We start from the raw sequence: 22,262 nt of genomic DNA on the forward strand, positions 1-22,262 counted from the left end.
TAAACATCGGAATGTAAGAAGTGCTTATCATAGTTTTAAACGTTATATGGATTATTTATTTACCTATGAAAAGTATGGCGATTTAAATATCGAAAAAACGACAAATAGACTTGAAAACTTATTTGGACAACTTAAGGAGAAATTATCCCATCATGCAGGCTTAACGAAGAAACATAAGATTATGTTTATAAAGGATTTTTTAAATAAAAAGAGTTGCTAAGAATAATTAAAAATATTCATTAGCAACCACTTTGTCATATAGGCATAGTTTTTACAAAATTAGCAACCATTTTGTCTACTATGCCATAAAAAACAGGGCAAACCTTTCAGTTTGCCCATCAGAGATAACATCTCAAATTTAACTCGTTACGCCCCTTTTTTACGGCGTTTTAAGGTATCGAGTAATACGGCTACAACGATAATGCCACCTTTGACAATTTGTTGCCAATATGGGTCAACACCTAACATATTCAAGCCTTTGTTTGTTGTACCAATAATTAATGCACCGATAACACACATTGGAATCGTACCAAAGCCACCACTTAATGATACGCCACCAATTACCGCTGCAGCAATAGCATCAAGTTCCCAAGCTAAACCATAAGATGGGTTACCTGCGTAAGTACGTGCAGCTAATAATGCACCGGCAAGACCGGATAATGCACCCGCAAAGGTGTAAACAAGAATTAAAGTTTTTGTTGTATTGATACCGCAAATTTTAGCTGCATTTAGGTTACCACCCACGGCATAAACATGACGCCCAAAGGTTGAACGGCTTAATAAAATATGTGAGCAGATAACAATAATGATGTAAAGCATCACTAAACCTGGTAAACCAAAGATGCTAACGTCTGAAATCCAAGTAAAGGCTTCAGATGATGCATCGATTGGACGACCATTAGAGTAAAGTTGTGCTGCACCACGCGCAATAATCATCATCCCTAATGTCGCGATAAATGGCGGAATACCGCCAAGTGCGGTTAATCCACCGTTAACAGCACCTAAGAATGCGCCAAGAGCCAAGGATATCGCAAAGGCAAGAATGGCAGAGCTTGCAGCATCTCCTCCTGTAACGAACGAGGCTGCAACCACTGAGGTTAAAGCAACCATGGAACCGGAGGATAAGTCAATCCCTGTGGTGATAATCGCGAAAGTGACACCAATTGCGATGATACCAAACATGGAAACTTGTTCGATAATACTCCAAACCGTACGGGCAGAGAAGAAACCATCAATCGATGCAGATAATACTAGAAACAAAGCAATAAGAATAAACACCATTCCATATGCATTGAGAATTTTTTTCAAAGTTGCTTGTGACATAATACATACCTCATTTAAACAATTTGATTGTCCTATTTTATTGAGTCAGTCCTGATGCTAGTGCTAAGACTCGCTCTTGGGTTAATTCTTGATGTGGAATAATGCCTGCTTGATGACCTTCATGCATGACCATCACTCGATCGCTCATTGATAATAATTCCAACATATCAGAGGTAATCATAATGATGGTTTTACCTTGTTTTGATAATTCAACCATCAATTTATAAAGCTCTGCCTTGGCACCAACATCAATCCCTTTTGTTGGCTCATCCAAAATAAGAATATCCGGCTCAAGTAATAACCAACGTGCTAACAAAACCTTTTGTTGATTACCGCCTGAAAGATTATTCGTGATAACATCCACATTCGGTGCCTTAATTTTGAGCTTATCCTTTTGCTCATTCGCGGTTTTTTGCGATTTAGTGACAGAAACCAAGAAATTCTCTAAATAAGGTGACATTTCCGGCATAATCATATTGTCAGTAATACTTAAATTTAAGAATAGGCCTGTCAATTTACGATCTTCTGTCACAAAACCAATTTTATATTTCATGGCATCGAGTGGATTGTGAATTTCTACTTTTTCACCACGAATATAAATTTCACCACTATCAGCAGGTTTATACCCGAATAAGCTTTCAACAATTTCAGAACGTCCGGCTCCCACTAAGCCTGCGATACCAAAAATTTCTCCCTTGCGCACACTAAAGCTAACATTTTCATATTTACCTTCTCGGGTGAAATTTTTGATTTCTAGGGCGATTTCATCAGAGAGTTCAAAACGTTCTCGTTGGAACATTTCCGACATATCGCGTCCAACCATCATCGAAATTAGCTCTTCTTTGGTCACTTCCGCGGTAGGTTTAGTACCAACATATTGACCATCACGAATCACCGTAATCTCATCTGAAACTCTAAACACCTCATCCAATTTGTGTGAAATAAAGATAATGGCAATACCACGAGCTTTAACAGTTTCAATAATTTTATAGAGCTGCTCTACTTCTCTTTCAGTAAGTGCGGTCGTTGGTTCGTCCATAATGATAATTTTGGCATCATTGGAAACTGCGGTCGCAATGGCAACTAATTGCGCCTTAGCCACCGAAACATCAGACATTTTGGCAGTCACATCCATTGGCACGCCAAGTTCTTTGAGAATTTCTTCGGTCTTACGATCCATTTCTTTTTGATTAAGGAAAAAACCACCTTGTGTAATTTCACGCCCTAGATAAAAATTATCCGCAATGGTTAAATTGGCCGCAGGGGAAATTTCTTGTGGAACCATGGTTAAACCGCTACGAATAGCATCAATCGGACGACTTGGCTTGAAGGGTTTATCATCAAGAATTAATTCACCACCATCATCGGGAATATAAATACCATAAAGCACTTTCATTAAGGTTGATTTACCCGCACCATTTTCCCCCATTAGCGCGTGAACACTCCCACGTTTAACTTTTAAATTAATTCCATCTAATGCTTTTACCCCTGGAAATGTTTTAGACACATTTCGCATTTCGAGAATGTATGGAGAACGATTTAAGTCCGTCATTGAGAACTCCTTAACTCTGATTAGAAGTTTTTATTGTTGTTACTCTTTATATTTACTTATATAGAGATCTTTCTTATCTGGTGTTACCAATTCAAAAGGAATCCATTTATATTTTGGAACTGTCTCTCCTTTTGCTGCTTTATAAATCATTTCTGCGCTAGCTCGTCCTTGTCCTGAAGCTGATTGGTAAACGGTTGCATCTAACCCTTTACCCAAATACTCCAATGCATCTGGTGTTGCATCAATGCCTACAATCAATAAGTCCTCATCTTTTAAACCGCGCTTTTGTGCTGCCAGTACAGCACCAATCGCCATTTCATCATTATTACTAAAAATAACCTTGATATTTTTATGGGCTGCTAATAAATTTTCTGTGATATCCATAGCTTTTGCACGATCCCATTTAGCTTCTTGCTTACTTACAACTTTAATTTCAGGATGTGTAGCCAGTATTTTTTCATTACCTTCAGTTCTTTTAATTTGAGCGTCCCAACCTAGCGGTCCCATTAAAATAATGGCTTCTGCAGGTTGTCCATTTAATTGCTGAATAATGAAATCAGATTGAATCTCGCCTGCTTTAATTTCTTCAGAGCCTACATAAGTTGATACATATTTCATATCTTCCTCTTTCGGCTTACTTGTCACAACCACAAGAGGAATTTTAGCTTTTTTAGCTTTTATGCCAATGGCTTTCATGATGTCAGGATCCGTTGGCATCACTAGTAAACCATCTACATTAGAATGGATAAATGTTTCAACATCATTTAGCATTTTTGCAGGATCTGAATTTGCATCTGCATATTTAAATTTGACATCTGGCGTTTCATCATCAAATTTCTTCATCGCATCTTGCAAATAGGTTGGGTACTTGTCCGCTAAACTATACATTGACACACCAATAACAAGCTCTTTTGCGGATACAACGGGAGCCAAAAGGGTTAGCCCCAATAAAGTAGGTAATAATTTTTTTAGCATAAGATCACCTATGTATATGATAAAAATTAAAGGGTAGGTAAAAGTACTACCCTTTATATAGCTAGTTATTTATATTTCGCTTGATATTTTTCCTTATCGGCCGGTACAACAAGTTCAAATGGAACCCAGTTCACATGCTCCACTTTCTCACCTTTTGCAGCTTTATAAGCCGTTTCAGCGCCAGTAAAGCCTTGACCTTGAGCGGATTGGAATACAGTTGCATCTAAACCTTTACCTAAGAATTCAAGTGCATCAGGTGTGGCGTCAACCCCCACAATAAGTACATCTTCATCTTTAAGACCCAATTTTTTCGTGGCAAGATATGCGCCAATTGCCATTTCATCATTATTGCTCACAACAACATTGATTTTTTTATTTGCAGCAAGCACATTTTCAGCGATAGTTTGGCCTCTGTCGCGTTCCCATTTGCCTTCTTGTTCTGAAGAAACTTTGGTGTTTTTATGTTGTGCAAAGATCTCTTTTACACCTTCAGTACGTTTTGTTGCCGCATCTTGTCCTAATACACCCATTAATACGAGAGCTTCCGCATCTTTACCATTAAGTGTATTAATCACATAATCTGCTTGAATACGTCCTGCTTCAATTTCATCTGACCCCACATAACTTGTGACTAATTTCATATCTTCATCATTTGGTTTGCGGTTCACAACAATAAGAGGAATATTCGCTTTTTTCGCTAAACGTCCAATTTTTTTCACAATAGTTGGGTCCGTTGGCACAACCAATAATGCATCTACTTTTTCATGAATAAAGTTTTCTACTTGGCTAAGTTGTTTTTCCGGGTCGGCATTGGCATCAGTTAATTTGATTTCAACATCGTCATGTTTTGCATCAAAATCACGTAAAGCATCTTGCAAATAGGTTTGCCATTTATCGGCAAAGGAAACCATTGGCGCACCAATGACGATATTTTTCGCCATCGCCACTTGTGAAGTTAATAATAAACCACCGCATAACATTGCTAATAATGTCTTTTTCATAACGCTACTCCTAGGAGATTGAGTGTTAATCCAACTGAGAAATACGGCTATATTGCACTAAAGCATCCATGCAATATAAATTTCAACTTTATGACAATTTGAAATAAATTGTCTGAATTATGTATATCATTTAGCAATAGCCTCTGCAATCATGATGTTGCAAATTTGTGAAGTAGATCGTGTTTTTTGAGTGAATTTTTTAGTTTGCGGAAGAAAATAGAAAAATCGAATAAAAGAAAAACGGTATACTTTCGGACAAGAAATTTAAGGGCGGATATTCAATCCGCCTCCTATCATTATCAAGAATCACTAAGCAACACTTTTTACATCAACCCACCGTTTTTCATGGCAAGACAGTGCAATAGCATCAAGCACTCGCGATACTTTAAAGCCTTCTTCAAAATCAGGGTACATCGTTTGATTATTGGCCACGCCATTGACTAAATCACGAATTTCTACGGTTTTTTGATCGTTAAATCCGATACCATGCCCTGCACTGACACAGAAATTTTTATAATCCGGATGCAACGGTCCTGTTAAAATAGTTTTGAAACCTTGACGAGCAGGATCATCACTATGAATATAAAGTTTTAATTCCGCCATACGCTCTTGCGTGTAGGTGATTGTGCCTTTTGTTCCCGTAATCACATAGCTTAGCCCCATTTTACGCCCACTGGCAATGCGAGAGGTTTCAATGGTTCCCATGCAACCGTTTTCAAAGCGTAAAAGTGCGGTGGCTTGGTCTTCATTTTCCACCGGAAGATATTCCGATAAATTCTGTGGATTGCGCCGTTCTTTAATCACGGTTTGCATATCACCAATAACAGAATCAATATCTTGCCCAACAAGGTATTGCGCCATTTGCACAATATGCGCCCCTAAATCCCCCAAGGTTCCCAAACCGGCTTTAGCTTTGACGCAATGCCAATCTAACGGCGCTTCTGCGCTGGCGAGATAATCTTCATTATGAGTGCCATAAAAATGAATGACGTCACCAATTTCCCCCCGTTCAATAATTTCTTTCGCAAGTTGGGTAGTAGGGTTTTTAATGTAATTAAAGCCCACTAGGGTTTTCACTCCGGCTTTTTGCGCTTCTTCATGCATGATTTTGGCATCCGCTGAAGTTAATGCTAGCGGTTTTTCCGAATAGACTGTCTTACCATGACGAATAGCTTCTAAAGCAATGTCTTTGTGTAAAAAATTAGGCGTACAAATATCTACTACATCCACATTCGGATCACTCACCACCTCTCGCCAATCACCAGTTGAACGATTAAAGCCAAATTCTTTTGCTTTTTGAGCGGCAAGTTCCGGTGTAATTTCCGCTAAAAATTCCAGTTCTAGCTCACCGTCTAAATTGAAAACTGTCGGTGCTTGTGCATAAGCTATGGCATGACAACGACCAATATAACCCGTTCCAATTAAACCAATTCTGACTTTTTTCATCATAACCACCTTATTTTTCCTATAAAAAATAAAAAACTAAGAGATTCAATCCCTTAGTTTTATCGATTACTCACCAAACTTGTTGGCATAATCTTGAGAGTTGACCCAAAAATGATCTTGTTCCCAAGTAAATTTCCACTGACGAACAGGACCGGCCATGACATTTAAGTAATAATTATCATACCCTGCAATGGTCGCCACCGGATGATAACCTTTTGGTACTTGCACAACATCACCATCATAAACCGCCATACATTCATCTAAAGTGCGGTCGTCTGTATAAACTCTTTGTAAGGCAAAACCTTGAGCGGGTGAGAAACGGTGATAATAGGTTTCTTCCAAATAGGTTTCGGTTTCACTCTGTTTATTATCATGCTTATGGCTTGGATAAGAACTGGTATTGCCTTCATCGGTAAAGACTTCAACCACTAACAAGGCATCCGCCGGCTCCGTTTCCGGCAAAATATTATGAACCAAACGTTTATTATTACCAAAGCCACGGGTAAGAACGCCCACATCCTCAGGACGAATAACTCGAACAGGTAAGTGTCCTTGACTTGGAGCACGACAAACCGCTAATTCAAGATAAGTATTGGCAATAATTTTTGCGATTTTATCATGAGGCACATAAACCGAATAAGGTGGAACCTTTTCAAAAGGTGAATGACGATTACCGAGATTTTCAAAGGTTGTATCGTCCACAGAAATCGTTGCATAACCTGATACAAGCACAAAACAAGCTTCGGTATTTTCGGTATTAAAATCTAACGTCTGCCCTTCATTTAAATGGTACATTTCAAAACCAACATACCCCCAATTGGCACTTTCAGGGGTAATTTTCTGAACTTCACCATTGGATTTTGGTGCTTGTTTACCTGATTTTGACAATAAATAACTCATACCTTTCTCCTATATAAAGAAAAATCAGTTTGCGGTTAAATAATACGCTTTTAGCCAAAAACTGCTATAACATTTTTTTAAAAATAAGACATAGATCACAAAATGAAACATTTATTTTATTTTTTGCAAAAAACGAATTGAATTTTTTGAATATCCGCCTATCCTATACAAAGGCAAATTGCTGTGCCGATGAGATAATTTATTTTATGTAAGGAGTCCAGAATGGAAACAGTCTATAACTTTATTAATGGCAAACAAGTAGCAAGTAAAGGCACTGAAATTCATCCAATTTACAACCCTGCAACAGGTCAACAAATTCGCCAAGTAGTGATGAGTACCCCTGAAGAAGTCAATGAAGCTATTGATGTGGCGCAAGCGGCATTCCCGGAATGGGCAGCAACACCACCACTACGCCGTGCGCGTATTTTATTTAAGTTTAAAGAACTCTTAGAACGTGATTGGGATGAACTCGCTGCACTCATCACCGAAGAACATGGTAAAACATTCTCTGATGCACAAGGTGAACTTCAACGCGGTTTAGAAGTGGTTGAGTTTGCATGTGGCATTCCACACTTACAAAAAGGCGAATTCTCTGAACAAGTAGGCCGTGGCATTGATGTACATTCAACAATGCAACCGCTAGGGGTCACCATTGGTATCACCCCATTTAACTTCCCGGCGATGGTGCCAATGTGGATGTTCCCGGTCGCATTAGCATGCGGTAATACATTCATCTTAAAACCGGCCAAAGCTGACCCAAGTTTATCCATTCGCTTGGCAGAATTATTAAAAGAAGCCGGATTGCCGGACGGCGTATTTAATGTGGTTCATGGCGGTCGCCGCGATAATGAAATTTTATTACAAGATCCACGTGTTAAAGCGGCAAGTTTTGTGGGCTCAACGCCAGCGGCAAAAAGTGTTTATAGCGTAGGTTCAGCCCATGGCAAACGCGTTCAAGCATTAGGTGCGGCGAAAAACTTTGCCTTAATTATGCCTGATGCAGATATTGAATTTACCGCCAACGCCTTATTGGGGGCAGCTTATGGCGCGGCAGGCGAACGCTGTATGGCACTTGCGTTAGCGGTGACCATTGATGATGCCACTGCAGATAAATTGGTAGAAGCCTTAATTCCAAAAGTTCAAGCTCTTCGTTTCGGTCCAGGCATGACGCCAGCAGGTGAAAAAGAAATGGATTTCGGCCCATTAATTACCCAAGATCACTTAAACAAAGTGACTGGCTATATTGATCAAGGGGTGAAAGAAGGCGCGGAATTATTAGTGGATGGTCGCGGTAAAAAACCGGCCGGCTTTGAAAACGGTTTCTTCATTGGTGGGACATTATTCGACAAAGTCACCAAAGATATGGTGATCTACCAAGAAGAAATTTTCGGTCCGGTTCTCGGCATTGTTCGCGCCCATAGCTTTGAAGAAGCCATGGAAATGATTAACAACCACCCTTACGGTAACGGTACAGCCATCTTTACTGCGGATGGTGGCGCAGCACGTGAATTTACCAGTCGTGTTCAAGTTGGTATGGTCGGCGTTAATGTGCCTGTTCCTGTACCAATCGCTTACCACTGCTTCGGTGGTTGGAAAGATTCTGCTTACACCACATTAAATGCTTACGGTCCAGATTCTGTCCGTTTCTATACCAAAATGAAAACTATCACAACACGTTGGCCTAGCCGTGCAGTATTAGAAGGTGGCGCATCATTTAGTATGCCAACCATGTAATCTTAACCTCAAATCCTTCAAGAAGAGAGCCATTCGCTCTCTTCTTTTTTTATCTTTATCACAAAATAGTGTAGAATCCTTACCATATTCACTCATAAGGAAGCCATTATGAAAAAACACATTTCTCTTTTCTTTTTAACCGCACTTTGTGGCTTACTGACAGCTTGTGGCGTAAAAGGCCCACTTTATTTTCCAGCGGAAGAAGCACAACAAAATCAACCACAACAAGAACAACAACCCAATCAAACACAGCCTAAATAGGATAAAATTATGGATTTTTTCCAATACAAAAATAACCAACTTTATGCCGAAAACTTGCCGATTACACAACTTGCCCAAGAATTTGGCACACCACTTTATATCTACTCCAAAGCCACACTCGAGCGTCATTGGCACGCCTTTGATAACGCCTTTGGTGATCACCCGCATTTAATTTGCTTTGCCGTCAAATCAAACTCAAATATCGCCATTTTACAAACCATGGCAAAACTGGGTTCAGGCTTTGATATTGTTTCTCAAGGTGAACTCGAACGCGTACTCGCTGCCGGCGGTGAAGCCTCCAAGATTGTCTTCTCTGGTGTCGCCAAAACGGAAAAAGAAATTGAACGCGCCCTTGAAGTAGGTATTCGTTGTTTTAACGTAGAAAGCATCCCTGAACTGCACCGAATCAACGATGTTGCGAGAAAAATGGGAAAAATTGCCCCCATTTCATTACGCGTAAACCCGGATGTGGATGCCAAAACACACCCTTACATTTCCACAGGGCTAAAAGAAAATAAATTTGGTGTAAGCGTTGAACAAGCTCGCGAAGTTTACCGCCTTGCGGCCACCTTAGAACATGTAAAAATAACCGGAATGGATTGCCACATTGGTTCACAACTCACCGAATTGCAACCTTTCTTAGATGCCACAGACCGTTTAATTGTATTAATGGAACAGTTAAAACAAGATGGAATTGCGCTGAAACACTTAGATCTTGGTGGTGGTTTAGGCGTCACTTACACCGATGAAACACCGCCACACCCAACGGATTACACCAAAGCCCTCTTAGAAAAATTAAAAAACTTCGATCTCGAAATTATTCTTGAGCCAGGTCGCGCAATCTCCGCTAACTCAGGAATTTTAGTCACCAAAGTGGAATACATCAAAACCAACGAAAGCCGCAATTTTGCTATTGTAGATGCAGGAATGAACGACATGATCCGCCCTGCACTTTATGAAGCCTACATGAACATCATCGAAGCCGACCGCACTTTAAACCGAGACAAAGCGGTTTATGACGTCGTTGGCCCAATTTGTGAAACTTCTGATTTCTTAGGTAAACAACGTGAATTAGCCGTTGCAGCAGGTGATTACCTTGTTCAACGTTCTGCAGGTGCATACGGTGCAAGCATGAGTTCCAACTACAACTCACGCCCACGCACCGCTGAGGTCATGGTTGATGGCGACCAAGCTCACTTAATCCGCCGCCGTGAAAATTACGAAAATTTATGGCAATTGGAAAATCTCTTGCCTTAAGGATAAAAAATGAAACTTTATTACTTAAAAGGCGCGTGCTCACTCGTGCCACATATCGCTCTTGAATGGGTTGGTAAACCTTACGTTGCAATTGAAGCAAATCGTGAAGAAATCAAAAAACCGGAATATTTAGCCTTAAATCCTCAAGGTTCTGTACCATTGTTAATTGACGGCGATTTTGTTTTATCACAAAACGTGGCTATTCTAAGCTATTTGGACGCTCTCAATCCTGATGCAAAATTATTTGGAAGCAAAACCGCCCAAGACAAAGCTAAAGCCATGAAATGGCTGGCGTTCTGCAATGCCGATTTACACAAAGCATTTGGGCCATTATTCCACTTACCTGATTACGCAAAAGGCAACGAAGAGTTAACCAATAGCATTCGTCAAGCCGCCGCTAAACAGGTTCTTACCTTGTTGACTATCGCTAACGAACATTTAAGCCAACACCTTTATTTTGGCGAACAACTTTCTGTCGCAGATATTTACTTATACGTAGAACTCCGTTGGTGCAAACTACTCGGCTTAGATTACAGCCCACTCGTTCACCTAGAACCTTTCTACCAACGCGTCAGCGAAAACCCAGGCGTCAAAGCCGCACTAGCCAAACAAGGGCTACCGGCTTAGTTTAAAACGGCAAAAATAAAACCGCACTTTGAGTGTTAAGCTCAAAGTGCGGTGTGTTTTGATGTATTTTACTCTAAGTAGAATACCTGATCTAATTCTTGAGAAATCGGACTATTATCAGGATTAGACGGCATAATATCTTTCATAAATGCCCACCATTTTTGGCAAGCTGCCGTTTGCGCAATGGCGTTCCAACGTGCTTCATCTTCAATTTCCACATAACCAAACAATAGGTTACGTTCTTTATCGAGAAAAATAGAATAATGATGACTGCCATGAGATTTTAATTCTTCTACCAATTCAGGAAAAATCTCATCATGGCGTTTTTTATATTCTGCATGGCAATCTGGATTAACCTGCATAACAAATGCTTTTCTAATCATAATTTACTCCTTTTAATTCGCCATACCTAAACCAACAATATTTGCAGCTAACACGATAATTAAACAACCAATGCAAAGCACTCGTGTTGGTTTCACACCTGTATTTTTCCATTCGTGTAAAATTAATCCAACAATTCCACCACAAAGTACATAGAAACTCATATGCAACATCCAACTCATAAAGCCATACTCAGAAGGGATATTTGCATGTCCCCAAGCATAAAAGAAGAATTGGAAGTACCACATAATCCCACCGAGAGCAGCAAAGAGTGCATTCGAGATAAGTAAACTTTTTGCAACACTCATATCGGCTTTGAAAGAGAGTTCAGGGCGGGTGATTAAACGAATGATACAGAAACTAAAATTAATAATTGCGCCACCACCCATAATCACTACATAGCTAGGTAAGGCGACATAAAGTGGATCAACGCCTAAATTTGCGGCAGCTTCATGCATTGGCGTTGCAGCACTCATTGCAAAGGACATCCCAGCGGAAAAAATACCGCACATTACCGCTAGGGCGAGACCTTTTTTCAAATTAAATTCTTCTGCTGTCACACCAATGGCTTTTTCTTTGAGCACACCGGCGTATGATACAACTGCCACACCAATAACAGCTACAAGCACACCTAATAATGTCATTTGTCCGCCTGAACTTGTAAGCAATTCACCAAAACGTCCTTGTAAAATCGGGGTCATTAGGGTACCAATAATTAAGGTGATACCAATGGCAATACCGATACCCATTGACATACCAAGGTAACGCATGGTTAGACCATAGCCAATGTTCCCAATTCCCCACATGGCACCGAATAAGAACACTGGTAATAAAATATTACCACCAAATGATGAATAATAAGCACCGAAATCAGGCAGTAACCAATAGCTAATTCCCCAAGGCAATATTACCCAAGAAAATAACCCAGCGACCGCCCACATTGTTTCCCACGACCAATTAGTAACTTTTTTCATTGGTGCATAGAAACAAGCGGCTGATGTTGCACCTATAAAGTGCCAGAAAATACCTAATAAAATTGAGCTACCCATAATGAACTCCTTGTCAAAATAATTGATTTTTTAACCGCACTTTGCTGTAGCGCTATAACCCTTTTATGGCTTAGCTTTCCAAAACGCCATTCATTGGCGTTACACCAAAGCGTTGTGCGAGTAATTTAAACTCATCAGTTTGAATAGTTTGACGTTTCCCGCCCATGGATAACACTTTCACTAAAATCTCCGCTGATTTTTCTGCAGTATCAATTAAACCGAAAGCATCATCAAGCGTTGGACCGGTACCAAAAACACCATGGAATGCCCAAAGTACGAGAGAATGTTTCATCATTTCTTTTGCCGTGGCATAACCAATCTCATCTTTACCTGGTGTCATCCAAGGAAGCACACCAACTCCTTCAGGAAATACCACCAAACATTCCGTACTCATTTCCCATAATTCACGGGTGAATACTTTAGGATCTAATTCAAGTACATAAGTTAATGCAATCAAGTTAGTCGCATGACAGTGCATAATGACGCGATCTCTGCCATTACTAACATTCATTCGCACAATGTGAGATTGCAAATGTGCAGGTAATTCTGAGGTAGGAACACCACCATTTACGAGTCCCCACATAATGTAATAACCTTTGCCTTGTTCATCGATTTTGATTACTGCCAATGTATCCGCTGGGTCAATAATGACATTACGAAAGAATTTTCCTGAACCTGTTACGATAAAATAGTGGTTTGCAAGTGCGGTCACATCTTGCGTAATTTCTGCATGACGTGGATTTTGGTAGAAATCGCTTTTATAAGATGCTACATCATCATCAAGCAAGCGTAGGCTAACATTGCCACCATTGCGTTCGTCCCAACCTTTTAACCACATATCGTGAGTTGCTTTGATCATTCCCTGCACAAACCAAGAATTTAAAATATTTTGCATAGTCAATTCCTTATTAACGTTGACTTAAAACAGCTTTTTCATAAGCTCTAACTTCATCTAACCAACGGCGACCAACAGGTACATTATGACGTTCACAATACATATCCCAAACGGCTTGCCAAGGTAGAGATTTTTGCTCTTCAAGCAAAGCAAGACGCGCACTAAAGTCACGAGAATTTTCTAAATTACGTAATTCGGTAGTTGGTTCAAGTAACGCTTTTAATAGCGCTTTTTGCATATTACGTGTACCAATAACCCAAGCTGCAATACGATTAATTGAAGCATCAAAGAAATCCAACCCAATATGAACACGATCAAATAATTGGTTACGAATAATTTCATTTGCGATAGCTTGTGTTTCGTCATCGAGCAATACCACATGATCACTATCCCAACGGACAGGGCGACTAACATGTAAGAGCAAATGTTGAATAAATGGCATGACAGCTGAAATTTTGTCTGAAATAACTTCTGTAGGGTGGAAATGTCCTGCATCCAAACATAACGCGGTACCACGTGAAACAGCATAAGAGGCATAAAATTCATTTGAACCGACCGTGTAAGATTCAACACCAATACCGAATAATTTACTTTCTACCGCATCTAAATGATATTTAGGATCAATTTTCTCTTTAATGATTTCATCTAACGATTCAACTAAACGTTGTCGTGGAGCAAATCTATCTACCACTAAATCTTTACTACCATCAGGAATCCAAATATTCATCACTGACGTAGTACCGAGTTCTTTACCAAAATATGCTGAAATTTTGCGACAGGCTTTACCGTGCTCAATCCAAAAATCACGGATTTGTTTATTTTGATGGCTTAAGGTTGCTTCTGCACTTAATGGGTGAGAGAAATAAGTTGGGTTAAAATCTAAGCCGAGATTATTTTGTTTTGCCCATGCAACCCAATTGGCAAAATGTTCGGGTTTTACTTCATTACGATCAACTTTGTGATCTGCTTCTAAATAAGACGCATGTAAATTTAAGCGTTTTTTACCTGGAATTAAAGACATTGCTTTATCTAAATCCGCGCGTAATTCCTGTGCTGTACGTGCTTTACCAGGGTAGTTGCCTGTGGCTTGAATACCACCACTTAAATCGCCTGCGCCTTGTTCAAAACCACCTACATCATCCCCTTGCCAGCAATGCATTGAGATCGGTAATTTATCAAGTAGTGCAATGGCTTGTTCAGTATCTACACCAATATCGGCAAATTGTGTTTTCGCTAATTCATAAGCTTGTTGTACGTTACTCATAATCAATTTCCTTCTTTTTGTTGAGAATAATTTAATGCGCAGAATTCACGCCATTTTGCTTCTAACTGTTGAGCCGGCATAAAGTACGGTCGATTTTTGAAATGTTTTAGTGGAAAACTTTTTACCACCAACTGACGAAATTCTGCAGCATTGTGAATTTGGTCTAATGCCATTAATTGACAACCTACATTGCCTAGTACAGATGCTTCAACCGGTCCTGCAAAGACATCAATGCCACAAAGATCGGCACAAAGTTGATTTAAGAATTCGTTTTGACTACCGCCACCAACAATATGTAAAGCGCTAATAGGTTTTCCTTGTAACTCAGAAAGTTCTAAGGCAACTTTACGATAGAGCATGGCAAGGCTATCAAATACACAGCGTGCTAATTGTGGTGTTGTTTCTGGAATAGGTTGATTGTGTTCGTGGCAATATTGTTGAATAGCTTCAACCATTGAGACTGGGTTTAAAAAGCAGTCTGCATTTGGGTTAATCAAACTTCTGAATGCGGGTTCTGCTTCTGTTTGTTTAACTAAACTTGGAATATCCGTGACATTACGTTCAGTACAGATTCGGTTGAACAACCATAACCCCATAATATTTTTCAATACGCGATAATGGCCATCAACCCCGCCTTCATTGGTGATATTGGCGTGCATTGCTTTATCGTTCGTACAAGGGGTTGTAGTATCTAACCCCATCAGTGACCAAGTACCAGAGCAAAGATATGCTGCATTTTCATCAGAAAGTGGTGTGGAAATGACCGCACTTGCAGTATCATGGCTAGCTACTGACATTACTGGAACGCTGTTTTCCCATAACCCAAGTTGATGCCCTGGGTGACGAATACGCCCAAACCAACTTGCTGGTAAACCGAGATAATCTAAAAGAGCCGTATCCCAACTATCAATATTGACATTCACAAGCTGAGTGGTTGTGGCATTGGTATATTCACGATTAATCACGCCGGTTAAACGATAATTCAAATAATCAGGAATCATCACAAAATCTTTTACTTGTGTTAGCCATTGTGGGTGTTCATCGACCATGGCTTTAAGTTGGTAAAGTGTGTTGAATGTTAAAAATTGAATACCTGTTTTACGATAAATGTTTTCTTTACCTAATTCGTCTTGTACCCGTTGCATTACGCCGTTAGTTCGATGATCACGATATGCGTAGGTTGGTGCAATCACTTTACCCTGTTGATCTAATAACACATAATCCACACCCCATGTATCAATACCAATACTATGTAGGCTTTTTCCTGAATTAAGAATTTTGTGTAAACCTGTCACAATTTCATGTTCAAGATAAGCTAAATCCCAACAATCATGACCCTCTTGATCGATAAATTGGTTTTTGAAACGGTGAATTTCTTGTAAAGAAATACGTTGGTTTTCAGTATGATAAGTTGCTAACATCACACGTCCGCTAGATGCGCCAAGATCGACCGCTGCAATATTAAGAATGCTCATATTTCCTACTCCAACTGGCTTTAAGTTGGAATTAAGTGTAATTAGCAAGGTGAATATCAGCATTTAATTGGTTGCCATATTTTTGTAACTTTTGTCCAAATTTTAAAACTGGACGTGATCTGTCTCACAGATTTAAGAATTAATCTCAAATAGCATGGAATAACGTCATTTCTTTATTGATTATTATGCTATTCTGACTATAAAGAGACTTTCATGAAAAAGGGGAATGGGTATGATTGAAAAATTGTCATTTAAAGATTTCTTTAATTCCAATCAACAACAACTGGCTATCGAACCACGTGCGCCACAAAGTAATTTTCCGGAACATACCCATGATTTTAGCGAGCTTGTGATTGTAACAGATGGACAAGGACGCCATATTCTCAATGGTTATCCACATGAATTATATAAAGGCATGGTGCTTTATATTGATGCGGCAGATCATCATTTATATGAAAACGTGCAAAATCTACATCTCACCAATATTTTGCTGAAAGATTACAATGATTTTAAGTTTATTCAGAATTTAGATACATTACTTAAAAATCTTAAACCTGATCAGGCAAGCTATAAAATTGTGAACCAAAATACACTTCATTTGATTAATCAAAATGTCAATACGCTGATAAAGTATCAAGATAATGCAAATGCTAAAAATATCGAGCTAGAAAAAGAATATTCATTTTTTCAATTAGTGACCTTACTACAAGATCATTATATTGATGAAAATAAAAAAGGAACGACAGAAGAAAAAGGTCGCCAAATTTTAAATTGGATTAATCATAATTTCTTAACTGAGATTAACTGGGAAAACTTGGCTGCAAAGTTCAATTGCTCAACTCGAACTTTATATCGTATTATCAAAGCTCAAACTGGATTAACGCCACAAAATTATGTGTCTAAACTACGTTTATCAAATGCTTATTATCAATTGAGATACACGGATAAACCCATTGTTGATATTGCACTAGATTGTGGTTTCAATGATAGCAGCTATTTTTCAACTTGTTTTAAAAATGAATTTAATATGATGCCCAAAGCACTAAGAGGGTAAAAGTTTCTAATAAAAACCGCACTTTGATTCTCAGTCAAAGCGCGGTTTGTTTTAACACAATTTTCTACACATCCAAATTCGCGCGTAGAGCGTTATGTTCGATGAATTCGCGGCGTGGCTCTACTTCGTCACCCATGAGTGTGCTGAAGAGTTGATCCGCTTCTACGGCGTCTTTGATGGTGACTTGCAACATATGGCGCGCTTCAGGATCCATGGTGGTTTCCCAAAGTTGTTCAGGGTTCATTTCGCCTAATCCTTTATAGCGTTGAACCGTTAAGCCACGGCGTGATTGCGCCACAAGCCAGTTCATGGCTTCTTCAAAGCTAGAAATAGGTTTCTTGGTTTCGCCACGTTGGATATACGCGCTGTCTTCCAACAAGCCATTGATTTGATTACCTAATTTTACAATGCGTGCGTATTCATTACCGTTCACAAAGTTGTAATCTAAGAAGTAATCGTGGTCAATGCCGTGAGTACGAACGGTTAACACTACATCATGTACTTTACGCTCTTCGTTATATTGCGTACGTACGCTGTAGTGATTTCCCCCGACATCTTTGGCAGTCAGACTTTCCACTAAAGAATTTGCCCAATTTTCCACCGCACTTTGATTGCTTAAAATGTCGTTGGTCAGCGTAGGTTGATAAATCAATTCGTTCAGCAAGGCTTCAGGGTAACGGCGGTGTAAACGCGAAATGAGTTTTTTCACGCTGTTAAATTCCGACACTAAATTTTCCAACGCCAAACCGCTCATTGCCGGTGCATTTTCGTTCACATACAATGCCGCGTCTTCAAGGGCAATCGCCAATTCGTATTGGGTCATGCTTTCGTCATCTTTGATATATTGCTCTTGTTTGCCTTTTTTCACCTTGTAAAGTGGCGGTTGGGCAATATAAACATAGCCACGCTCAATGATTTCAGGCATTTGACGATAGAAGAAAGTCAATAAAAGCGTACGAATATGCGAGCCGTCCACGTCCGCATCGGTCATGATAATAACTTTGTGATAACGCATTTTGTCAGGATTATATTCGTCACGACCAATGCCACAGCCAAGTGCGGTGATTAATGTGCCCACTTCTTGCGAAGAAAGCATTTTGTCAAAACGTGCTTTTTCTACGTTTAGGATTTTCCCTTTTAACGGCAAAATGGCTTGGTTTTTACGGTTGCGCCCTTGTTTTGCTGACCCCCCCGCAGAGTCCCCCTCCACCAGGTAAAGTTCTGATAAAGCTGGATCGCGTTCTTGGCAGTCCGCTAATTTACCCGGAAGCCCGGCAATATCTAACACCCCTTTGCGGCGCGTCATTTCCCGTGCTTTACGCGCTGCTTCACGCGCGCGTGCGGCTTCGACAATTTTAGTGGCAATGATTTTGGCGTCATTTGGGTTTTCTTCCAAATATTCTTGTAAACGCTCATTCATGGCGGATTCCACTGCGCCTTTGACTTCGGAAGAAACTAACTTGTCTTTGGTTTGTGATGAGAATTTTGGATCAGGCACTTTCACCGAAATAATCGCCACCAACCCTTCGCGCGCATCATCCCCCGAGGTATCCACTTTGTCTTTTTCGCTCTTACCTTTTTTGTTCAAGCCCGACTTGTCCATATAGGCATTTAAGGTACGCGTTAACGCGCCACGGAAACCCGCCAAATGCGTACCGCCATCGCGTTGTGGAATGTTGTTGGTAAAGCAATAAATATTTTCGTTATAGCTGTCATTCCATTGCAACGACACTTCTACCCCAATGCCGTCTTTTTCTACGCTGAAATAAAACGGTTTTTGATGAATAGGGGTTTTGTTGTGGTTTAAGAATTCCACGAATGCTTGAATACCGCCTTCGTAATGGAAATGATCCTGTGTGCCATCGCGTTCATCGATCAATTTAATCGACACACCAGAGTTCAAAAATGACAATTCACGCAAGCGTTTTTTCAAAATATCGTATTCAAAAACGGTTTTGGTAAAAATCGTTGGGCTTGGCCAAAAGCGTACGGTTGTCCCTGTTTTTGACGTATCGCCAATTACCGCTAACGGCGCTTGCGGTTCGCCTAAATGATAGAATTGTTCGTGTACATGACCTTGACGGCGAATAGTGAGCTGTAATTTATCGGAAAGTGCGTTCACCACGGACACGCCCACACCGTGCAAACCACCTGATACTTTGTATGAGTTATCATCGAATTTACCGCCCGCATGCAACACGGTCATAATCACTTCTGCCGCCGAAATGCCTTCTTCAGGGTGAATATCCACAGGAATACCACGGCCGTCATCTTGCACAGAAACAGAATTATCTTCGTGAATAGTAACAATAATATCTGAACAATGTCCTGCTAACGCTTCATCAATGGCATTATCTACCACTTCGAAAACCATATGGTGCAAACCCGTGCCATCATCGGTGTCCCCGATATACATACCGGGACGTTTACGCACTGCATCCAAGCCTTTTAACACTTTAATGCTGCTTGCGCCATATTCGGGTTGTTGTTCTAAAGCATCTGTTGCCGTCATATTTTCTGACATAAAAAATCTCTATTTTGCTATGAAAAATTAGGCGGGATTATAGCAGAAAATGCACGGAAAAGCACGGATTTGTATGTATTGGAATGGGAAAAAGGCGTCAGATTTGACGCCTGAAATCAACGGTTTAAATTCACCGCACCTTGATAGCCTAATTGTCGCCAAGCTTCATAAACTGCTACTGCAACAGAGTTGGATAAATTCATACTACGGCTATTTTCCGTCATAGGAATACGCAATTTTTGTTCCATCGGCAAACTGTCCAAAATGGTCATTGGGATACCGCGCGTTTCAGGGCCGAACATCAAATAATCCCCCACTTCAAACTGCACATCGCTATGGGCAGGGCCGCCCTTGGTAGTCATCGCAAACAAACGTTTCGGCTGTTCACTTGCTAAAAATTGCTCAAAGGTTTTGTGGCGTTTAATTTCCGCAAATTCATGATAATCCAACCCCGAACGGCGCAAACGTTTATCGTCCCAAGTAAAACCAAGGGGTTCGATTAAATGTAAACGAAAGCCGGTATTGGCGCACAAGCGAATGATATTTCCTGTATTTTGCGGAATTTCGGGTTCATATAAAACAATGTCTAACATAACAGTTCTCTTACAAAAACAGCAAAGCGCGGTCAGAAAATCATTGAATTTTCCACCGCACTTTACAAGATGATAACTGCGCTAAATTCTAGTCTTAAAATCTATTTTCGGCAAGTTGCTAAAATATCTAAATCCTTATTGTAGGCTTTGACGCTCGCCATTTTCATATCCATTAAACTCAACGCCGAATGGAAAAAATTGTCGTGAGAATAAGGGCGACTCGCGTTTTGGCGCAAACAAGTTAAATCCACCTTTTTATTTTCCATCCATTTTGGCGAAAACCACATCACCATAGGCACTTGCGTTTGCTCTTTCGGCGCAATGGCATAAGGCGTTGCATGCAAGTACATATTATTCTCCCCTAAACTTTCGCCGTGGTCGGAAAGATAGAGCATGGATGTTTTGAGATTCGGATAGGCTTCTAATTGCCCAATCACTTTATCTAAAAACTGATCAATATAAAGAATGCCGTTATCGTAAGTATTGATTAATTCCACCTGTGAACATTGATTAATTTCTTTGGTATCACAAGTAGGCGTAAATTGGCGTTCTTTTTCTGTATAACGTTCAAAATAAGTGGGGCCGTGGCTGCCGATAGTATGCAACACAATCACCGTATCTTGGCTGGCATTAGCCAACGCTTTTTCCAATTCAGGCAACATAATATTGTCAAGGCATTCGCCGTCTGTGCAATATTCCGGCACTTGTAAATCCACGGTGTTGATGGTTGGCACACGGTTACACACATCCTTACAGCCCGCATCATTTTCAATCCATTGCACTTTTACGCCTGCATGTTGTACGGTGTCTAATAAATTATCCTGATGATTGGCTTGCACCGCGTCATAATCGCTGCGGTTTAAGCTAGAGAACATACAAGGCACGGAAATGGCAGTAGCGGTTCCACAACTGCTCACATCGGTAAAATTAATCAGATTTTCACCGCGCTTTACCCGTTCCGCTAAATAAGGTGTAGTTTGACGCCCATAACCATTTAACCCCCAGTTTTGCGCACGGGTGGTTTCGCCTACCACAATCACAGACACATTCACATCATCGTCCGTTTTTTCCATTTTGGCATCAATGCCTGTTTGTACGAAGGGCATATTTTCCATACGCGTATACTCAATTTTACTGATTGTCGCGCCAACAAAATTAGACGGCACTAACAAATGAGGTAAGTATTTGTTGTTGCGGAAAAAAGAGGCATAGTCTTGATAAAACACGGCGCCGATAGCGAATACAAATAACGCGGATGCCAAAATCGATCCCATACGCGCCAACAATTCCACCCACCATTTTTTATAATCCACTTTGACGCACAAATATAAAACAGTCGGCAACACACCTACCACCAACAACCACGCCACATAGGAAAAACTGAACATGCGCGAGCTTTCTGCAACGTTTGTTTGCAACACATTGGTCAACATATCGCGGTCAAAATAGACGTTGAACACCAATGAGTTATAACTCACCGCCGCGCTAATGAGCAAAAAGGCCGGAATAATTATTTTGTGTAAAACGGGAACAGACAACACATTAAACACAATATTACAAGCAACAAATAACACCAACGGTGTGGTCAATAAAAAGTAATCCGTTGGATGACTCAAGGAAATCACTTCACGGAAAAACGCGATATTAAGAACAAGGGTAAAATACAATGCCAACAACAAATTTAATTTGATAGATGACATTTTCCATTGTGGTAAGCGAAAGGACATTTTTACTCCTAAAACTGCGGTTAAAAATAAAATCGTTTTAAACAATCATCGCTACTAATAAACGCGAATTACGCCAAGTGTCGCCAAAAGACATCGTTGCGTGTTTTGGCGTTTTGCGCATAAATAACGCCCCAAAAATCAACGCCATAAAAGAAAGCCAGAAAAGCATAAGATTGACGCTGAAAATGCCAATAAATAACACTGTCGCTACTAAAAGGATAAGA

General features: G+C 40.1%; 20 protein-coding genes and 1 pseudogene. 6 read left to right on the plus strand and 15 right to left on the minus strand.

All coding sequences use genetic code 11. The features are described 5' to 3' along the window. A pseudogene (locus tag Q0O89_RS07830) lies at positions 1-220 on the plus strand (transposase); the annotation flags it as partial. 146 nt (positions 221-366) lie between these two features. Here the strand turns inward: Q0O89_RS07830 and Q0O89_RS07835 are convergent. The 6 genes from Q0O89_RS07835 to iolB form a co-directional block, all read right to left on the minus strand. Further along, positions 367-1,323: an ABC transporter permease gene (locus tag Q0O89_RS07835; RefSeq protein ID WP_293731145.1), complete on the minus strand. Its 957-nt coding sequence runs from the start codon at positions 1,321-1,323 to the stop codon at positions 367-369. 37 nt (positions 1,324-1,360) lie between these two features. Then, positions 1,361-2,875: a sugar ABC transporter ATP-binding protein gene (locus Q0O89_RS07840; RefSeq protein WP_293731146.1), complete on the minus strand. Its 1,515-nt coding sequence runs from the start codon at positions 2,873-2,875 to the stop codon at positions 1,361-1,363. Between the two features lie 39 nt (positions 2,876-2,914). Next, entirely contained in the window at positions 2,915-3,850 is a 936-nt protein-coding gene (locus Q0O89_RS07845; RefSeq protein WP_273316452.1) for a sugar ABC transporter substrate-binding protein, read from the minus strand. Between the two features lie 65 nt (positions 3,851-3,915). Continuing rightward, positions 3,916-4,851 (minus strand): substrate-binding domain-containing protein, encoded by a 936-nt coding sequence (locus tag Q0O89_RS07850; RefSeq protein ID WP_293731148.1) that lies wholly within the window; start codon positions 4,849-4,851, stop codon positions 3,916-3,918. Between the two features lie 309 nt (positions 4,852-5,160). After that, entirely contained in the window at positions 5,161-6,297 is a 1,137-nt protein-coding gene (locus Q0O89_RS07855) for a Gfo/Idh/MocA family oxidoreductase (protein ID WP_293731149.1), read from the minus strand. Positions 6,298-6,363: 66 nt separating this feature from the next. Beyond that, positions 6,364-7,197: a 5-deoxy-glucuronate isomerase gene (gene iolB / locus Q0O89_RS07860; RefSeq protein WP_293731150.1), complete on the minus strand. Its 834-nt coding sequence runs from the start codon at positions 7,195-7,197 to the stop codon at positions 6,364-6,366. A 222-nt stretch (positions 7,198-7,419) separates the two neighbouring features. Here iolB and Q0O89_RS07865 point away from each other — a divergent pair, with 222 nt between their 5' ends. The 4 genes from Q0O89_RS07865 to Q0O89_RS07880 all read left to right on the plus strand — a co-directional run bounded on the left by Q0O89_RS07865 (position 7,420) and on the right by Q0O89_RS07880 (position 11,076). Further along, positions 7,420-8,931, plus strand: coding sequence for a CoA-acylating methylmalonate-semialdehyde dehydrogenase (locus Q0O89_RS07865; protein WP_293731152.1), 1,512 nt, complete (start codon positions 7,420-7,422; stop codon positions 8,929-8,931). A 108-nt stretch (positions 8,932-9,039) separates the two neighbouring features. Beyond that, positions 9,040-9,192, plus strand: coding sequence for a lipoprotein (locus Q0O89_RS07870; RefSeq protein WP_293731154.1), 153 nt, complete (start codon positions 9,040-9,042; stop codon positions 9,190-9,192). A gap of 9 nt (positions 9,193-9,201) precedes the next feature. Then, complete coding sequence (lysA, locus tag Q0O89_RS07875; protein WP_293731155.1) at positions 9,202-10,449, plus strand: diaminopimelate decarboxylase; 1,248 nt, start codon at positions 9,202-9,204, stop codon at positions 10,447-10,449. Between the two features lie 9 nt (positions 10,450-10,458). Next, entirely contained in the window at positions 10,459-11,076 is a 618-nt protein-coding gene (locus tag Q0O89_RS07880; RefSeq protein ID WP_293731157.1) for a glutathione S-transferase N-terminal domain-containing protein, read from the plus strand. Positions 11,077-11,144: 68 nt separating this feature from the next. Here the strand turns inward: Q0O89_RS07880 and rhaM are convergent, their stop codons facing one another. From rhaM to rhaB, 5 genes are all read right to left on the minus strand, one after another. Then, complete coding sequence (gene rhaM / locus Q0O89_RS07885; RefSeq protein WP_293731158.1) at positions 11,145-11,459, minus strand: L-rhamnose mutarotase; 315 nt, start codon at positions 11,457-11,459, stop codon at positions 11,145-11,147. 12 nt (positions 11,460-11,471) lie between these two features. Continuing rightward, entirely contained in the window at positions 11,472-12,506 is a 1,035-nt protein-coding gene (rhaT, locus tag Q0O89_RS07890) for an L-rhamnose/proton symporter RhaT (protein WP_293731159.1), read from the minus strand. A 70-nt stretch (positions 12,507-12,576) separates the two neighbouring features. After that, complete coding sequence (rhaD, locus tag Q0O89_RS07895) at positions 12,577-13,401, minus strand: rhamnulose-1-phosphate aldolase (protein WP_293731160.1); 825 nt, start codon at positions 13,399-13,401, stop codon at positions 12,577-12,579. A gap of 13 nt (positions 13,402-13,414) precedes the next feature. Beyond that, positions 13,415-14,665, minus strand: coding sequence for an L-rhamnose isomerase (locus Q0O89_RS07900; protein WP_366516029.1), 1,251 nt, complete (start codon positions 14,663-14,665; stop codon positions 13,415-13,417). 2 nt (positions 14,666-14,667) lie between these two features. After that, a complete protein-coding gene (gene rhaB / locus Q0O89_RS07905) occupies positions 14,668-16,140 on the minus strand; it encodes a rhamnulokinase (RefSeq protein WP_293731161.1) in 1,473 nt (490 codons plus the stop codon). 232 nt (positions 16,141-16,372) lie between these two features. On the opposite strand from rhaB, the gene rhaS reads away from it, so the two are divergent. After that, positions 16,373-17,194 (plus strand): HTH-type transcriptional activator RhaS, encoded by an 822-nt coding sequence (gene rhaS, locus Q0O89_RS07910; protein WP_273392442.1) that lies wholly within the window; start codon positions 16,373-16,375, stop codon positions 17,192-17,194. Positions 17,195-17,258: 64 nt separating this feature from the next. Here the strand turns inward: rhaS and gyrB are convergent, their stop codons facing one another. From gyrB to Q0O89_RS07930, 4 genes are all read right to left on the minus strand, one after another. After that, positions 17,259-19,706, minus strand: a complete 2,448-nt coding sequence (gyrB, locus tag Q0O89_RS07915; protein ID WP_293731167.1) for a DNA topoisomerase (ATP-hydrolyzing) subunit B — start codon at positions 19,704-19,706, stop codon at positions 17,259-17,261. Positions 19,707-19,834: 128 nt separating this feature from the next. Then, the gene (gene trmL / locus Q0O89_RS07920) at positions 19,835-20,311 is read right to left on the minus strand and encodes a tRNA (uridine(34)/cytosine(34)/5-carboxymethylaminomethyluridine(34)-2'-O)-methyltransferase TrmL (RefSeq protein WP_135710741.1); all 477 of its coding nucleotides are present in this window, start codon (positions 20,309-20,311) and stop codon (positions 19,835-19,837) included. 101 nt (positions 20,312-20,412) lie between these two features. Continuing rightward, positions 20,413-22,038, minus strand: coding sequence for a phosphoethanolamine--lipid A transferase (locus tag Q0O89_RS07925; protein ID WP_293731163.1), 1,626 nt, complete (start codon positions 22,036-22,038; stop codon positions 20,413-20,415). Between the two features lie 37 nt (positions 22,039-22,075). Continuing rightward, on the minus strand, positions 22,076-22,262 hold a 187-nt coding region (locus Q0O89_RS07930), incomplete at its 5' end, for a hypothetical protein (protein ID WP_293731164.1).

This window comes from uncultured Actinobacillus sp. (assembly GCF_945915845.1).
Classification (GTDB): domain Bacteria; phylum Pseudomonadota; class Gammaproteobacteria; order Enterobacterales; family Pasteurellaceae; genus Exercitatus.

Bases quoted from the DNA above. Each gene is read 5' to 3' on its own strand.
- Q0O89_RS07850 (WP_293731148.1), bottom strand. From the start codon at position 4,851: ATGAAAAAGACATTATTAGCAATGTTATGCGGTGGTTTATTATTAACT.
- gyrB (WP_293731167.1), bottom strand. From the start codon at position 19,706: ATGACGGCAACAGATGCTTTAGAACAACAACCCGAATATGGCGCAAGC.
- Q0O89_RS07855 (WP_293731149.1), bottom strand. From the start codon at position 6,297: ATGAAAAAAGTCAGAATTGGTTTAATTGGAACGGGTTATATTGGTCGT.
- Q0O89_RS07840 (WP_293731146.1), bottom strand. From the start codon at position 2,875: ATGACGGACTTAAATCGTTCTCCATACATTCTCGAAATGCGAAATGTG.
- rhaM (WP_293731158.1), bottom strand. From the start codon at position 11,459: ATGATTAGAAAAGCATTTGTTATGCAGGTTAATCCAGATTGCCATGCA.
- Q0O89_RS07925 (WP_293731163.1), bottom strand. From the start codon at position 22,038: ATGTCCTTTCGCTTACCACAATGGAAAATGTCATCTATCAAATTAAAT.
- lysA (WP_293731155.1), top strand. From the start codon at position 9,202: ATGGATTTTTTCCAATACAAAAATAACCAACTTTATGCCGAAAACTTG.
- Q0O89_RS07835 (WP_293731145.1), bottom strand. From the start codon at position 1,323: ATGTCACAAGCAACTTTGAAAAAAATTCTCAATGCATATGGAATGGTG.
- Q0O89_RS07880 (WP_293731157.1), top strand. From the start codon at position 10,459: ATGAAACTTTATTACTTAAAAGGCGCGTGCTCACTCGTGCCACATATC.
- Q0O89_RS07865 (WP_293731152.1), top strand. From the start codon at position 7,420: ATGGAAACAGTCTATAACTTTATTAATGGCAAACAAGTAGCAAGTAAA.
- rhaB (WP_293731161.1), bottom strand. From the start codon at position 16,140: ATGAGCATTCTTAATATTGCAGCGGTCGATCTTGGCGCATCTAGCGGA.
- Q0O89_RS07900 (WP_366516029.1), bottom strand. From the start codon at position 14,665: ATGAGTAACGTACAACAAGCTTATGAATTAGCGAAAACACAATTTGCC.
- rhaS (WP_273392442.1), top strand. From the start codon at position 16,373: ATGATTGAAAAATTGTCATTTAAAGATTTCTTTAATTCCAATCAACAA.
- rhaT (WP_293731159.1), bottom strand. From the start codon at position 12,506: ATGGGTAGCTCAATTTTATTAGGTATTTTCTGGCACTTTATAGGTGCA.
- trmL (WP_135710741.1), bottom strand. From the start codon at position 20,311: ATGTTAGACATTGTTTTATATGAACCCGAAATTCCGCAAAATACAGGA.
- iolB (WP_293731150.1), bottom strand. From the start codon at position 7,197: ATGAGTTATTTATTGTCAAAATCAGGTAAACAAGCACCAAAATCCAAT.
- Q0O89_RS07870 (WP_293731154.1), top strand. From the start codon at position 9,040: ATGAAAAAACACATTTCTCTTTTCTTTTTAACCGCACTTTGTGGCTTA.
- rhaD (WP_293731160.1), bottom strand. From the start codon at position 13,401: ATGCAAAATATTTTAAATTCTTGGTTTGTGCAGGGAATGATCAAAGCA.
- Q0O89_RS07845 (WP_273316452.1), bottom strand. From the start codon at position 3,850: ATGCTAAAAAAATTATTACCTACTTTATTGGGGCTAACCCTTTTGGCT.